The sequence below is a fragment of the Microbacterium sp. nov. GSS16 genome, from assembly GCF_028198145.1.
In the GTDB taxonomy this organism is placed as follows: Bacteria; Actinomycetota; Actinomycetes; order Actinomycetales; family Microbacteriaceae; genus Microbacterium.
This window is the reverse complement of the sequence record NZ_CP116338.1, coordinates 2,823,168-2,837,373: the sequence shown is the minus strand read 5'-3', so window position 1 is coordinate 2,837,373 and position 14,206 is coordinate 2,823,168. Positions and strand designations below refer to the sequence as shown.

Annotated in this window: 17 protein-coding genes and 1 pseudogene; 14 read left to right on the top strand and 4 right to left on the bottom strand. The window is 67.8% G+C overall.

Going from position 1 to position 14,206, the window contains the following annotated elements; genetic code table 11:
• Positions 1 to 28: 28 nt before the first annotated feature.
• The 9 genes and pseudogenes from ychF (at position 29) to PGB26_RS13470 (ending at position 7,686) form a co-directional block, all read left to right on the top strand.
• Positions 29 to 1,102, top strand: coding sequence for a redox-regulated ATPase YchF (gene ychF, locus PGB26_RS13505; RefSeq protein WP_191711923.1), 1,074 nt, complete (start codon positions 29 to 31; stop codon positions 1,100 to 1,102).
• A 772-nt stretch (positions 1,103 to 1,874) separates the two neighbouring features.
• The gene (locus PGB26_RS13500; protein WP_271638189.1) at positions 1,875 to 2,735 is read left to right on the top strand and encodes a 3-hydroxyacyl-CoA dehydrogenase; all 861 of its coding nucleotides are present in this window, start codon (positions 1,875 to 1,877) and stop codon (positions 2,733 to 2,735) included.
• 192 nt (positions 2,736 to 2,927) lie between these two features.
• Positions 2,928 to 3,278, top strand: a pseudogene (locus PGB26_RS13915) (DUF2254 family protein); the annotation flags it as partial.
• Between the two features lie 193 nt (positions 3,279 to 3,471).
• A complete protein-coding gene (locus PGB26_RS13495; RefSeq protein WP_271638188.1) occupies positions 3,472 to 4,173 on the top strand; it encodes a DUF2254 family protein in 702 nt (233 codons plus the stop codon).
• Positions 4,056 to 4,754: a TetR/AcrR family transcriptional regulator gene (locus PGB26_RS13490; RefSeq protein ID WP_271639688.1), complete on the top strand. Its 699-nt coding sequence runs from the start codon at positions 4,056 to 4,058 to the stop codon at positions 4,752 to 4,754. Before PGB26_RS13495 ends, PGB26_RS13490 begins: the two co-directional genes overlap by 118 nt.
• Positions 4,755 to 5,523: 769 nt before the next feature.
• Positions 5,524 to 6,003: a DUF6301 family protein gene (locus PGB26_RS13485; protein ID WP_271638187.1), complete on the top strand. Its 480-nt coding sequence runs from the start codon at positions 5,524 to 5,526 to the stop codon at positions 6,001 to 6,003.
• Complete coding sequence (locus PGB26_RS13480) at positions 6,000 to 6,509, top strand: TY-Chap domain-containing protein (protein ID WP_271638186.1); 510 nt, start codon at positions 6,000 to 6,002, stop codon at positions 6,507 to 6,509. Before PGB26_RS13485 ends, PGB26_RS13480 begins: the two co-directional genes overlap by 4 nt.
• A gap of 53 nt (positions 6,510 to 6,562) precedes the next feature.
• Positions 6,563 to 7,255, top strand: a complete 693-nt coding sequence (locus PGB26_RS13475; protein ID WP_271638185.1) for a hypothetical protein — start codon at positions 6,563 to 6,565, stop codon at positions 7,253 to 7,255.
• 47 nt (positions 7,256 to 7,302) lie between these two features.
• Positions 7,303 to 7,686 carry a DUF6301 family protein gene (locus PGB26_RS13470; protein ID WP_271638183.1) on the top strand — a complete coding sequence of 128 codons (384 nt, stop codon included), beginning with the start codon at positions 7,303 to 7,305 and terminating at the stop codon, positions 7,684 to 7,686.
• A 186-nt stretch (positions 7,687 to 7,872) separates the two neighbouring features.
• On the opposite strand, the gene PGB26_RS13465 is transcribed toward PGB26_RS13470, so the two are convergent.
• The gene (locus PGB26_RS13465; RefSeq protein ID WP_271638182.1) at positions 7,873 to 8,415 is read right to left on the bottom strand and encodes a hypothetical protein; all 543 of its coding nucleotides are present in this window, start codon (positions 8,413 to 8,415) and stop codon (positions 7,873 to 7,875) included.
• Between the two features lie 83 nt (positions 8,416 to 8,498).
• Here PGB26_RS13465 and PGB26_RS13460 point away from each other — a divergent pair, with 83 nt between their 5' ends.
• Complete coding sequence (locus PGB26_RS13460) at positions 8,499 to 9,068, top strand: AAA family ATPase (protein ID WP_271638181.1); 570 nt, start codon at positions 8,499 to 8,501, stop codon at positions 9,066 to 9,068.
• A gap of 86 nt (positions 9,069 to 9,154) precedes the next feature.
• On the opposite strand, the gene PGB26_RS13455 is transcribed toward PGB26_RS13460, so the two are convergent.
• Positions 9,155 to 9,526, bottom strand: coding sequence for a hypothetical protein (locus tag PGB26_RS13455; protein ID WP_271638179.1), 372 nt, complete (start codon positions 9,524 to 9,526; stop codon positions 9,155 to 9,157).
• 87 nt (positions 9,527 to 9,613) lie between these two features.
• Between PGB26_RS13455 and PGB26_RS13450 the strand changes: the two genes are divergently transcribed.
• From PGB26_RS13450 to PGB26_RS13435, 4 genes are all read left to right on the top strand, one after another.
• Positions 9,614 to 10,315, top strand: a complete 702-nt coding sequence (locus tag PGB26_RS13450) for a hypothetical protein (protein WP_271638178.1) — start codon at positions 9,614 to 9,616, stop codon at positions 10,313 to 10,315.
• A gap of 109 nt (positions 10,316 to 10,424) precedes the next feature.
• Positions 10,425 to 11,012 (top strand): dihydrofolate reductase family protein, encoded by a 588-nt coding sequence (locus PGB26_RS13445; protein ID WP_271638176.1) that lies wholly within the window; start codon positions 10,425 to 10,427, stop codon positions 11,010 to 11,012.
• Between the two features lie 10 nt (positions 11,013 to 11,022).
• Complete coding sequence (locus PGB26_RS13440) at positions 11,023 to 11,193, top strand: hypothetical protein (protein WP_271638175.1); 171 nt, start codon at positions 11,023 to 11,025, stop codon at positions 11,191 to 11,193.
• A gap of 33 nt (positions 11,194 to 11,226) precedes the next feature.
• Positions 11,227 to 12,831: a cryptochrome/photolyase family protein gene (locus PGB26_RS13435; protein WP_271638173.1), complete on the top strand. Its 1,605-nt coding sequence runs from the start codon at positions 11,227 to 11,229 to the stop codon at positions 12,829 to 12,831.
• Here PGB26_RS13435 and PGB26_RS13430 read toward each other — a convergent pair.
• Entirely contained in the window at positions 12,817 to 13,512 is a 696-nt protein-coding gene (locus tag PGB26_RS13430) for a mismatch-specific DNA-glycosylase (protein WP_333909427.1), read from the bottom strand. The genes PGB26_RS13435 and PGB26_RS13430 overlap by 15 nt on opposite strands.
• Positions 13,509 to 14,123 carry a pyridoxamine 5'-phosphate oxidase gene (gene pdxH / locus PGB26_RS13425; protein ID WP_271638172.1) on the bottom strand — a complete coding sequence of 205 codons (615 nt, stop codon included), beginning with the start codon at positions 14,121 to 14,123 and terminating at the stop codon, positions 13,509 to 13,511. Before pdxH ends, PGB26_RS13430 begins: the two co-directional genes overlap by 4 nt.
• Positions 14,124 to 14,206 lie beyond the last annotated feature (83 nt).

Genomic DNA, 14,206 nt, shown 5'->3' with positions numbered 1-14,206 from the left:
GGCGTCCCCGCCGGTAGACTCGTATCCCGTGGCTCTTACTATCGGAATCGTCGGCCTGCCCAACGTCGGCAAGTCCACCCTCTTCAACGCGCTGACCAAGAACGACGTGCTCGCGGCGAACTACCCGTTCGCGACGATCGAGCCGAACATCGGCGTGGTGAACCTGCCCGATCCGCGCCTGCAGGTGCTGGCCGGGATCTTCGGCAGCGAGCGCATCCTGCCCGCCACCGTGTCGTTCGTCGACATCGCCGGCATCGTGCGCGGCGCGAGCGAGGGGGAGGGGCTCGGCAACCAGTTCCTCGCCAACATCCGCGAGGCCGACGCGATCGCGCAGGTCGTGCGCGGCTTCGTCGACGATGACGTCGTGCATGTCGAGGGAACCGTCGACCCCAAGGGCGACATGGAGACCATCAACGCCGAGCTCATGCTCGCCGATCTGCAGACGATCGAGAAGGCGCTGCCGCGCTTCGAGAAGGAAGTGAAGCAGAAGAAGACCGACCCGTCGGTTCTGGATGCCGCGAACGCAGCGAAGGATGCCCTCGAGCGCGGTCAGCTGCTCTCGACGGCGGGCATCGACCTGTCGCCGATCAAGGAGCTCGGTCTGCTGACGGCGAAGCCGTACATCTACGTGTTCAACGTCGATGAATCGGTGCTCACCGACGAGGAGCGGAAGGCAGAGCTGCAGGCTCTTGTCGCGCCCGCGCAGGCCGTGTTCCTCGACGCGAAGATCGAGTCGGAGCTGATCGGGCTGGACCCGGAGGACGCGCAGGAGCTGCTGGAGGCCACCGGTCAGACCGAATCGGGTCTCGACCAGCTCGCCCGCATCGGCTTCGCGACGCTCGGTCTGCAGACCTATCTCACCGCCGGCCCCAAGGAGTCGCGCGCCTGGACCATCCCGCAGGGCGCGAAGGCGCCGCAGGCGGCAGGCGTGATCCACACCGACTTCGAGAAGGGCTTCATCAAGGCCGAGGTCATCTCGTTCGACGACCTCGTCGCGACCGGGTCGGTCGCCGAGGCCCGCGCGAAGGGCAAGGCGCGGCTCGAGGGCAAGGATTACGTCATGCAGGACGGCGACGTGGTGGAGTTCCGCTTCAACGTCTAGGGAGCCGGCCTGGCCAGGGGTTGTGTTGCTTGGGCCCTGCGGGCAAGGGGTCTGAGTGCTCCGATCCAACGTCTGGCGATAGGTCCATAGATGCCTTCTGCGGCCCGAACACGTCTCTCGTTGTCGGTGGCCATAGCTAAGGTTCCGATGGACCTGCTCCACTTCGAAGGGACCACGATGGGGCGGACATCGCGGTGGCCGCCGCGCGTGAGCTGTGGGACGCCGGCCTCACCACCCCCGGCGCACATGCGCGCCTCGACGCGTCGCCGCGCCGGCTACGGCCGCTACGACGAGAGCACTGCGACCCGCCTGGGCCGCATGCCAGAGCAGCTACTCGCGGACTACGGCGGTGACCTGCGCCGGCTGCGTGCAGCGGGGCACACGGAGCCCGCGGCCCTGAGCCGTCTGCTGCGCGCCTTTCCCGGCATCGGGCCCGCCGGGGCGCAGATCTTCCTGCGCGAGCTCCAGGGGATCTGGTCCCTCCCGCCGGTCTTCGATGCCAGGCGCTCGAGGGCACGCGCCGGGCGGGGCTGCCAGCCGAGCCCGAGGCGCTGGCCGCGCTGGTCGCCCCTGCCGACCGGGCGCGGTTCGTCGCCGCGCTCGTGCGCCGCGCGCCGCGCGCTGCGCGCTGCGCGTTGCGGAAGTAGCCCCGGACGCGAGGGGAGCGGGCGCCAGGCCGCGCCCTTGCCGTGCGCGGAAAAATGAGTAAGCTCAAAAATAGGCGCGCAGGTTGCGCGGCTGCCGCCCCGGCGGCCCATCGAGGAGGAACACCATGAGCGACATCGCCCGCGTCACCGTGCTGGGCGCCGGAGTGCTCGGCGCCCAGATCGCCTACCAGACCGCCTACTCCGGCTTCGACGTCACCGTCTACGACATCGGCGACGAGGCCCTGAGCGCCGGCCGCAAGCGCCTGGACGCGCTCGTCACCGCCTACCGGGCCGAGGTCGAGGGCGCCACCGAGGCCAGCACGCAGGCAGCGCTCGAGCGCCTGGCGATGACGACGGACCTCGCGCAGGCCGCGGGGAATGCCGATCTCATCATCGAGGCCGTCCCGGAGCGCCTCGACATAAAGCGCGAGACATACGAGAAGCTCGCGGCGCTCGCCCCCGAGCACACGATCTTCGCGACGAACTCCTCGACCCTGTTGCCCAGCGACATGAAGGACTTCACGGGGCGGCCCGACCGCTTCCTCGCCCTGCACTTCGCCAACCAGATCTGGAAGTTCAACACCGCCGAGGTCATGGGCACAGCGGAGACGAACCCCGCGGTTTTCGACACGGTCGTGGAGTTCGCCCGCGCCATCGGTATGGTGCCCATTCCCGTGCTCAAGGAGCGCCCCGGCTACGTGCTCAACTCGCTGCTCGTGCCTTTCCTCAATGCGGCCCTCGACCTGGCGGCGGGCGGCTACGCACAGCCAGAGGACGTCGACAACGTCTGGCGGATCGCCACGGGCGCGCCCATGGGACCGTTCCAGATCTACGACATCGTGGGCCTCGGCACCGCCTACAACATCCTGTCGAGCGGCGATGAGCACAGCCAGCGCCTCGCCGCCTGGCTCAAGGAGCACTACATCGACCGCGGCCGCATGGGCGCCGGCGCGGGCGGCGGCTTCTACGACGACCCGCAGGGCTGAGCCCCGCCCGCTCTGTGGTGGAGGTGGGCCGCGCTCGGTAGGCTCGACCTGCCGCGCCATGGGTGCGGCGGGCGCGCCGCCGGGCGGCCCGGTCGCTAGGAGTTCCGTGTCTGTGCAGCGCTGAGGGACGGCGATTCCGAGGCGGGCCCGGCCCGCCGGGAGACAGCCGCCGACCGCCGCGAATGGGCGGCCATGTGCGCCACGTCCGCGTGCCCACGATGCGGGGCATCCCCCTGCGTCTCTTCCTGCTCGCCCTCGCCCTCGGCGCCGTGCTGCCTGCCCTCGACCGCGCTCGCGCCGCCGCTGCATTACCCGCAGGTCGACGCGGGGTCGCTGCTGGGCATCATCTCCGGGGCCATGGTCACCTTGGCCGGCCTCGTCTTCAGCGCGCTGACAGCCGACATGAGCCTGCGCGTCACCGCCCTGTCCGTGCGCATCTCGCCGGTCTTCCAGGCCGATCGCGTCATCCAGTGGGGGCTGGGTTGCTTCGTGGGCACGTTCGCCTATGCGCTCCTCATCGCGCTCTCGATCGCGGTGGGCGGGGACGCCTACCGCCCCTGGGACTCGACCGTCATGGCGGTGGACATCACCGTGGGCTGCGGCGCCAAGTTCATCGCGGTCGCCGCGACTCCACCCGCTACGACCCGGCCCGCTTCCACACCCGCGTTGCGGAGCTCGCCACCGGCACCGTCGCCGGCGGCCGCTCGGTGCGCCGGCGCCGCCGCGCCCCGGGGGGGTGCTCGCCGTCAACATCCCGCGCCTGCTCGACTGCGAGGACCCGTGGGGCATGCGCATCGAGCTCGTGCCCAGCCTGGGCACTCCCGCGCCGAGCGGCGGGATCCTCTTGCGGACCTCGGCGCCGGTGGGCCGGGCCCAGTGCCGCGCGCTCGAATCGGCGCTGGCGTTCGGCGACGCGCTCTCGCCCGTCAGCGGGCACTTCGGCGCGATCCGCGCCATGGTCGACATCGCGCTCAAGGCGCTCTCGCCCGCGGTCAACGATCCCAGCCGCGCCGTCCAGGCGCTCGACGAGATCGAGGACCTCCTCGCCGAACTCGCCCCGGACATCGCGAAGCGCGAGGCGCTCCTGGCCGCCCACCCCGACGCGTCGGTGCTGCGCGACTGGACGCGCAGCTGGGCCGGCTACGTGGCCGCGGCCACCGACGAGATCCGCCAGTACGGGACCGGGAGCGTCCAGATCCAGCGGCGGCTGCGGGTGCTCTTCCCGTCGCGCGCCGGATGCCGATCACCCGGCGCGATATTGAGTGTACTCAGAATTGAGTCGACTACAATTGCCGCATGGAAACTCGGGATGACACGGAGCTGGCGCCCTCGGCGACGCTGGGCAGGCGCGAGCGGGCGAAGGCGGAGAAGAGCGCCCGCATCCTCGCCGCGGCGCGCGCGCTCTTCGAGGAGCGCGGTTTCGAGCGGACCTCGATGAGCGAGGTCGCGCGCGCGGCGGATGTGGCCGAGGGCACTGTCTTCCAGTACGCGGCGACGAAGGTCGAGCTGCTCATGATGGTCGTCGATGCGCTCTGGGGAGCCCACGAGCGCGGGACGACCACCCCTTCGCTCTCTGCGTTCGTCGCGCCCGGCGTCGCGACGGCGGGCGGGGAGACCGCGGACCGGATCGCGGAGCTGATCTCGCCGCTCGTCACCGCGATGCGGCGGTGGTCCGAGCTTGCGACGTGGGTCGCCCGCGAGATCCTCTTCGGTGCGGACATGCCGCATCGCCGGCGGGTCCTCGACCACGTCGATCGCCTAGAAGAGCAGATCGCCGCGCGCCTGCAGGACGGCCGGGCCGACGCTTCCGGTGCGATCGGAGCGGCGCGGGACGGTGTGACAGGCACTGCCGGCGAGGAGCCCGGTGCGGCTGCGACAACCGGCGCCCGGCTCATCGTCGCCGGGGTGCTGGCCGAGCTCAACCGCTCCCGGCAGGGGCGCATCGACGGCCAGGACGTCGATGTTGTGCTCCGCCGGCTCATCGACCTCGTGGTGGCGGGGGTGGGCGCCGCCCGGTGACCCGGAAGCCGTCCGGGCCGTTCTGGCCGCCGCTGGTAACGGCGGGCGCCGCCGCGATTGCCCACCGCGCGGCCGGCATGCGCGTGCCCGCCGCGGTCGTGTAGGGCCCCACGGACAGGTCCTCGCCCAGCAGGGCGGGGGCGATGGCGCCATCGGAGAACTCCACTGCCGGAGATGTCGTTGTCCTCGTAGACCCCTGCTGGAGTCCATCCTATAGCGCTTGATGAGCGCCTCGGCGTCCTACCCGTGGCGGTCCACACCCAGGCGACGGTTCTCGCGATCCTGAGAGATCCGCAGGTAGACGGCGGCCCGGCGAGGCTCAGCACTCATGGAGTCAATCTACGTCAAAGGTTATTCGGCTATCGAACGTGGTGGAGTTCCGCTTCAACGTCTAGTCGCGTTCCGCCTCAACGTCTGGTTCGAGTGCCTGCATTTCCCACAGGGAGCTCCGGGCGCCAGATTCATGTGCGACCCGCAGGCAATTCGCCGCGGCTGCGCGCTAGCGGAAGGTTCGGCTGACCGCGCTGCCGATCTGGAACAGGGTGATCCACACGAGGAACTTCTGGGTCGGACGCAGCGGCCATGCGACAAGTACTCGCCACGCCGGGCAAGGATGCCACGAGGGACCGAACGTTCGCTCGATCGTGACGTGTGATGATGAAGTGCGAGACGATGTCGTCCCGGCAAAACCGGACGGCTCCATCGGGGTCACCAAGCTCCGACTCGATCCGGACAGGTTGGACCTGCCGACTGCGACGGAAGGAAAATGATGAGCATCTGGCAGTCGATTCCGGTCGATGAAGCGCTAGACATGCTGCAGTTCTGGGTGGACGCGAACTGGCCGATGACCGAGCGGGAGGCCGCGGAGTTGTCCAGCGGGATCGCCTGGACCCAGGACCAGGACGGCTGGGTGTCCAACGATCGCTTTGGACTGAGCTTTCCCGACGTCGAGGGCATCGGACCGGCAGATGACCCCGTGAAGAGGATCATGCTGACCCTCACCGATCACGAGAAGCACATCACCGACGACTTTGCTCGATTCATCGCCGACCGCTTCGCCGAGTACGTCGACGGGGCCGAAAAGCGTTGGGGCAAAGGCGCATTGCGTCGCGGCGAGGTTGATCGCGCCTACTTCGATCTGGAGTCGCGGGGTGGTGTCATGATCGTCCGATCGAAAGTTGTGGAGGCGCTGTACCTCACTCAACCCGAGGTCGACCTGCGGAAGGCGAACAAGGAGTGGGCCGCGTGAGCGTGCAGCAGGTGGGACTGGGCTGGGAGGAGTTCACGACACAACTGGCGCGTGCCATTCGTGAACTTCCGGATCGAGGATTCCTCGTCGTCCAAGACGGAGCGACTCATGCCTATGTGCAGTTCGCTGCCGACGACGACGCAGTCGCAGCGGAGTGCACCAGTAACAGCAATCAACAACTCGCTCACCATGCCGACGACAACGGTGAGCAGCTGCTCGCAGAATCAGGTTGGACGCTTTGCTTCGATGCCCAGCCGAACTGGACGTTTCGCCTCGACCTTCCGGCGATCACAGCACGGTTCGACCAGCTCGCGCACAGCTGTGTCGTCGCGTTGCGCGATGTGTACGGAACCTCGGCCCCCGAGCAACTCAGCTACACCGCATGGTGTGAGCCGGAAGTGATGCACTCAGGCCGGACCTACACCGACGAGGAGATCTCTTCCCTCGATGCGGGGCAGAACCCCCTGCCGGTCGAGAGCCTCACCATCCCGATGACGCGTAGGTGACGAAGTCGTCCGAAGTCGGTGTCGTTCAACACTGAAGGTCTGAGCAGATGAACATGACCACCACCGCGCCGGTCGGAGAGGTCAGCGCCCGCGTCGTCTGGGCGCGGCCGCAGGAAACCCCCGAGGAGATCGCCCGCCAGGTCGATCTGTTCATGCACGGAATGCGAGAACGTACCGATATCTCGTTGTGGACCCTGGGGACCGAACGCGCGCCGTGGCCCAAGGACCAGGCGGAACAAGCGGAACTGGTCTCCCAGATGAAGTCGACCGAAGGGCTGGCGCGGCGGGGTGATTGGGACGGTTACGCGTTCTGGGTGCGAGGCTTCACCAGTGAGGCGATGGCAGTCGCGCACGTCAGCGCGGGTCAGGATCACACGGGGGGACGCATCCCGGCTCAACGCGCTGACATCGAGGTCACCGCGGTCGACGGTGAACATATCCCGCGGGCCTTCACCGATGCCGTCGTCAGTTCAGCGGTCGAGGGGTGGGATCCCCTGATGGTTCGGCTCGGAACGATTGAAATGCAGCGTCTGGCGCGCCGCGGAAACTGGAAGATCACTCCCGGGTATCGGCTCTGGCTCGCTGACGCCGTCGGCAGAATCGATCACGTCGCCGACGGGGTTCAGGCAGAGCGAGTAGAGACCGGCACCCTGCTGACCCTGCCCGACGACTGGTCCGCCCAACAGGTTGTCGATGCCACTCAGAAAACGCTTGAGCTGAACGGCCTCGACGAGCTACCTCATTGACTGTGCGGTCCATCTGGCAGTCGATTCCGGTCGATGAAGCGCTCGACATGCTGCAGTTCTGGGTGGACGCGAACTGGCCGATGACCGAGCGGGAGGCCGCGGAGTTGTCCAGCGGGATCGCCTGGACCCAGGACCAGGACGGCTGGGTGTCCAACGATCGCTTTGGACTGAGCTTTCCCGACGTCGAGGGCATCGGACCGGCAGATGACCCGGTGAAGAGGATCATGCTGACTCTCACCGATCACGAGAAGCACATCACCGACGACTTTGCTCGATTCATCGCCGACCGCTTCGCCGAGTACGTCGACGGGACCTCACTCAACCCGAGGTCGACCTGCGGAAGGCGAACAAGGAGTGGGCCGCGTGAGCGTGCAGCAGGCGGGACTGGGCTGGGAGGAGTTCACGACACAACTGCCGCGTGCCATTCGTGACCATCCGGGCGGGAAGGATAGTCACGCCCAGCGAAACCAGTTTGGCTGGCATCGTCATCAAGACACCCACGATCCTTCACGCGCGGTCAAGTCTGCACAAGACTGATGGTCTCAGACGTGCGTTCTGTCCAAGACGTGGTGGAGTCCCCCTTCAAAAGCTGAACGGCGCTTGGAAGTGGCCTGGGCTCAGGCCATCCGCGGGTAGTCGATAGTCAGCAGACTGTCGTCGCGGATGTCGCGGAGCACGTCCTCGGTGAGGTCTCCCACTCGGACACCTCGAGCGTGGGAGGGCACGACATCGTCGTCCTCAGGGCTCCACGCGCGGAGTACTGCGATGCGCGAGACGTTCGTGACGTGGTCCGGCATCTCGCGCAACCACCCGAGCCACGCGTCGGCGTCGATCTCCTCTTGCACCGGTGGGTCGTTGCGACGCCCGATGAGACTGTCGCAGTCGCACATCCGGCGGGTCAGTGTGAATACCGCCGACGAGCCCCGCACTCGACCAGAGGCTATGCGCATGGTGGTCCGCACGGGAGGCACGCCCAGCTTGTCCTCGGTGAATCGCTGGAATTCCGAAGTGAAGGCTGCGGCGTTGATCGCCCACAGATTGGTGGCGCACATGCTCTCCATCTTTCCGCGTTCGACCGCCACCGTGCACACCGCTGACGGTGACGTAACCCGGTGGAGTTCGGCTTCAACGTCTGAGCCAACCCGGTCGTCGAGCGACACTTCGTCTCGCTTCGCTCGCTCAGTGCGGGTCTCCGCGAGACGAAACGCATCACCGTAGGCTGGACTGCAGCCACGGCCCGGAGGTGAAGATTGCCGACGATCACAGACAATGCCGGATTGCGGATCGCGTGAGTGGTCATCTTGTCGTGATCTCTGGTCTTCCGGGGGTCGGGAAGACCAGTGTCGCTGAGATCGCTGCTGCACTCGGGGGCTCCATTCACCTGTCCATCGACGCGGTGGAGGAGTCGATGCTCTCTTGCGGACTGCCCGTGAGCTGGCAGGTCGGCGTAGCCGCGTACGAGGCGACTCGCGCGATGGCGGAATTGAATCTGCAACTCGGTCGCAGCGTCGTGGTCGATGCGGTGAACGATAGTGAAGAGGCTCGGCAGACCTGGCGGACTGCGGCATCGCGGACGGGCGCGCGGCTCGACTTCGTGCACCTCGTGATCACGGACGCAAGAACGCACGTGCAGCGGCTTCGCAACAGGGATCGTGGTCTCGCCCATGTCGGCGAGCCGACGTGGGCGGACGTTCAGCGGCGTCGTGCCGATTACGCGGTGTGGTCAGATGAGGTCTTGGAGTTAGATTCGACAGCACGAACGGCGGATGAGGTCGCACGCGCGATCGTGTCCCGCCTCAGCGCGAAGCAGTGAGCGGCACGAGTCAGCCGGTGAAATGCCTACCCCTAACGTGATGTGGTGAACTTCCGCTTGTACATCTGACAGCCGCTCCATTCCGCTCAGAACGTGATGTCGGTCGATGTCTCCGTCTTCGGGCGGCGACCGAACCGTGCCTCATATGCCAGGGTGAGGTCGTCTTCGGTGAGGTTCTCACCCGCGGCAAGTCGGGCCAGGTGCGGCACGAGCCATCGTGCCTCGCAGGCGTCGAATTCCTCGGCGAAGTTCTCGTTCAGCTCGCCGTCGTGGATCACGCGCGTGATCGGCACCTGTCCGCCGACATTCGCGATGTGCGGACCCATCGAGAAGTTGATCAGGGTCGTCTCGCCGCGAGGGTGCACGGTGATCGTCGCTGGATGCGGCCAACAGGTCGCACCATCGGGCGAGTGGCCGAGCATGAGGAAGTTCAGCCGCCTGCGTGTGTGCTCTGTCATGAAGCCATTGTCGCCGGGCTCGAGGCAGACGCTCGATCGCTGCGTGACCTGATGGAGGGCGCACCGACGTTCTGCGAACATGGCGTCATGATCACAGCCAGGCTCGCCGTCGCCGTCGCCGCACTCGGGCTGACCGTGACCGTGCTCGCCGCGTGCACCACCACCGCACCGACTCGAGCGGCAGAACCGTCTCCGACCCCGACAGCGGTTCCTAAGCCCGCCGCAGAACCGGCGCTGACGCCGACGCCGACGCCGAGCTCGACGGAATCGCCGGAGGCGGACTCCTGTTCCCGCCTCTCTGAGGTGATCAGCCACACCGACGGGCTATACCTGCAGCGTCAGGGGACTCTCCGCGATCGAGGTGCGCGAGAGTTCGCGCAGGGGGAGGTGGGCGTCGACGAGAACGGCACTCCCGTGACCTACACCGTCGCCCCCGGCGACGTCGAGGCCGTGGTCGCGGAACGGCTCTGTGCCTACCCGAACCTCGGCTCGATGAATCACAGGCGGGACATCCATCCGGGCCAGGTGCTCTGGCTCACACCGAACCCAGACACCCCCTGGGTGGACTACTACAGCCCGCACGACGCGCCCGCCGGATTCTTGCAGATTCCGTACCAGCAGGCGATCGAGGTGGCAGGCAGAGCAGCGGACGCCGGCGACCTCGGCACCGTGCGTCGCATCTGGAACGGCACGTTGAGACCCATGTACTCGAACCAGACGACCATCGACGCCGTGCAGAAGGTCGTCGACGCCGGAGACCTGGACGCGCTGCGTCAGCTCTTCTCGTGAGCCGGCTCTCGCGCGCGAGCAGTCGTGACCCGGTCGTGGGGCAGTGCAGAGCTTCGACGGATGCACCGACGGTGATTGCGTATCCGACCGCACGGCGCGAGCATGGGCTATGGGAACTCTGAGCTACACCGCGACCATCTCGATCGACGGGTACGCGGCCGGCCCCGACGGCGACTTCCAATTCGGTGCGCCGAGCGAACAGGTGTTCCGTTTCCACGTCGAGCGGATGGCCGCGATCTCCACCGAGATCCTCGGGCGGCGCACGTACGACCTGATGCACTACTGGGAGGCGGAGCCCGAGGAGGAGAACTGGGGCGACGACGAACGTGCGTTCGCGAGGCTGTGGCAGGGACTCGACGTCGTCGCGGCGTCATCGTCGCTGAACTCAGACGACATCACGCGCGAGAACCACAGGCTCGTCACGCAGCTCACGCTCGACGAGATCCGCCGTATCACGCAGCATGCGTTGGGGGAGGTGGAGATCTTCGGGCCGACGACGGCCGCGCCGGCCATCCGCGCGGGCCTCGTTCAGGACTTCCGCTTCTTCGTCGTCCCGGTGATTCTCGGTGGCGGACTGCGGGCGTTGCCCGAGGATGCGCGTCTGGATCTGCGTCTGATCGAGAGTCGCGTCTTCGAGAACGGTTTCACGATGCTGCACTACCGTGCCGCGCAGGCGCACCCCGCCGGTGCCGACTGAAGGAGAGACGATGTCCGAACCGATCTACGATTCTCCCCTCGGAGACGACCGACACGAGCCGACCGTTCCCGAGATCGAGGCCGATGAGAGCATCGCGCCGCGGCCGGAGGAGGAGATCGCCGACGCCCTGCGAGCCGAACCCGATGTCGCGGATCACTCCGCGCACCACTCCCGCGACTGACTGCGTCTACGCTGGCCGCATGATGAGCGGGCTGTGGGAGTGCGACGAGGCGTCGCTGTGACGGGCGCTGCGCTGCGGCTCGTCTTCCCGCACCAGCTCTTCACCGAGCATCTCGACGCCGGTGACAGCACCGTGATGGTGCTCATCGAGCACGACCTGCTGCTGCGCCAGTACGCCTTCCATTCCCACAAGCTCGTGCTGCATCGCGCGTCGATGGATGCCTTCGCACGGCGGCTGCGCGACAACGGCTTCGAAACCGAGGTGCTGCGCAGCTCAGCCGAGCAGAGCAGCCGGGCGCAGCTGGCCGCACTCGTCGCCCGGCGCGCCCCGTCGAGCGTGACCTGGTTCGATCCGGTCGATGAGTGGCTCGAGCGCGACATCCATTCGGCGCTCCGCGACGGCGGGTACGAGACCCACCAGGATGACGAGCTCGAGACGCCCAACTTCCTCACCACTCGTGCTGACATCGATGACTGGTTCGGTCGGCACGGCGCGCGCATGCAGGAGTTCTACATCTGGCAGCGGCGGCGACTCGGCATCCTCGTCGACGACGAGGGGCGACCCGCCGGGGGAGCGTGGTCGTACGACGCCGAGAACCGCAAGAAGCTGCCGCGCGGATACACACCGCCCATCCCCGGACGCTTCGGCGCCGTGACGGCTCTGCACGAAGGGGACGGGATGCTCGATCTCGACGAGCTCGGCGATGAGAGCCGCGACACCGACCGCGATCCGGACGTCGTCGCCGCGATCGCCTGGGTGCGTGCGGAGTTCCCGGATGCTCCCGGCGACCCCGAGCTGTTCACCTGGCCGACGACACCGGAGGAGGCGCGGGCGCACCTCGCCGAGTTCGTCGCCGACCGTCTGGCTGACTTCGGTCCGTACGAAGACGCCATCTCGGCCACTCACCCCTTCATCGACCACAGCCTGATCTCGGCCGCACTGAACATCGGGCTGCTCGATCCTCGCCAGGTGGTGCGGGCGGTGCTCGACGGAATGGGCTCGCACACGCCCCTCGCCTCGATCGAGGGTTTCGTGCGACAGGTGATCGGCTGGCGCGAGTACATGCGCGCCACGTATCGGGTTCGGGGCACCGAGCTGCGCACCTCGAACGTGCTCGCGCATTCGAATCGGCTCGGCGAAGGGTGGTGGGATGCCCGCACCGGCCTGGCTCCCGTCGATCTCGTCATCTCACGTGTGCTGCGCACGGGCTATGCGCACCACATCGAGCGATTGATGGTGCTGGGCAACGCGATGAGTCTGCTGCGTGTGCACCCCGACGACGTCTACCGCTGGTTCATGGAGATGTTCATCGACGCGTACGACTGGGTGATGGTGCCCAACGTCTACGCGATGAGTCAGTTCGCCGCCGGCGAGGCCATCACCACGAAGCCGTACGTGTCGGGCAGCAACTACCTGCGCAAGATGTCGGACCTGCCGCACGGCGAATGGGAGGGTGACTGGGATGACCTGTACTGGACCTTCGTCGACGATCACCGAGATGTCTTCGCGCAGAATCCCCGGTCGCGGATGATCGCCCGGCTGCTCGACCAGATGGATCCCGACAAGATCGCGTCGCATCGCGAACGGGCAGCCGCGGTGATGTCGCGCAGAGCGGCCGTCTCGCTACGGCGCGGATGACGGCCCGCCCGCCGCCCACACCCTCCGCCACCATTCCGCGAGGCTCTCGACCGTCTCGTGCGCGTTCAGCCCGCTCGGGTTGGGCACCACCCACAGCGGGATCTCCTCCGGCCATCCGCTGAGCGCATCCGACTCCTGCGCGCCCATGCGCGCTCGCGGCACCGCGAACGCGGTGCGGAACGCGGTGACGCCGACGACGGCGACCAGGCGAGGCCGCAGCAGGCGCACCCGCTCGAGCAGACGGCGGCCGCCGGCGCGCAGCTCGTGCGACGCGAGTTCGTCGGCGCGCGCCGTGGGGCGTGCGACGAGGTTCGTCATGCCGATGCCGCGCGCGGCCAGGATCCGCTCGTCTTCCGGCGACAGGCCGCGCGAGGCGTCGACCACCTCGTCGGTGAGGCCGGCCGTGGCCAGCGACGGCCAGAACCGATTCCCCGGACGCGCGAAGGGCGCGTTCACGGCGACCGTCCACGGACTGGGGTTGATGCCGACCATCAGCAGGCGCACGCGGCCCGCGGACTCCTCGTCGGTCGGGTAGGGCAGCACGTCGTCGCGGCCGAGACCAGCGGCCGACGCGCGCGCGAGATCGGCGGGGCCGGGACGTCTGCCGTCGAGTGGCGACGGCGCACGCCAGGGCGACCAGTCGGCCGGGAGCCCGACCGCGTCAGCTCGGGAAGCGCTCACGGGGCCAGCAGCTCCGTCGTCCAGCCGGACTCGCCGCGACGGTAGACGAGACGGTCGTGCAGGCGCGACCGTCGACCCTGCCAGAACTCGATCCGCTCGGGCGCTATCCGAAAGCCTCCCCAGTGCGGGGGCGCCGGCACCTCGGCATCCGCGAAGCGCGCTTCGGCCTGGGCGACCGCGGCCTCCAGTTCCGCTCGGTCGGCGATCGGCCTGCTCTGACGCGACGCCCACGCGCCCAGCTGCGACCCGCGCGGACGGGTGGCGTGATACGCCTCGACCTCGGAGCGGGTGACCGGGGCCGCCACCCCCTCGACCCGGATCTGCCGCTCGAGTTCGGGCCAGTGGAACACCAGCGATGCCTGGGGATGCGCGGCGAGCTCGCGACCCTTATCGGAGTCGATGTGGGTGAAGAACACGAAGCCCCGCTCGTCCCAGTCCTTCAGCAGCACGATGCGAGAACGCGGCCGCCAATGATCCCCGACCTTGGCGACGGTGGAGAGCGTCATCGCCGTGGCTGAGAACGGACGGTCGGATGCTTCGGCGCTGCGCGCCTCGGCGAACCACTCCTCAAAGAGCGGGAAGGGAGTCGCAGGCGGCGTGGCAAGGGGCATGCACCCATGGTGCCCGATGCCCGGCAGGCTTGGGCGCGCGATCGTGACGGTATGGTCTTCTGCGGAGACGACGTCGACGGATC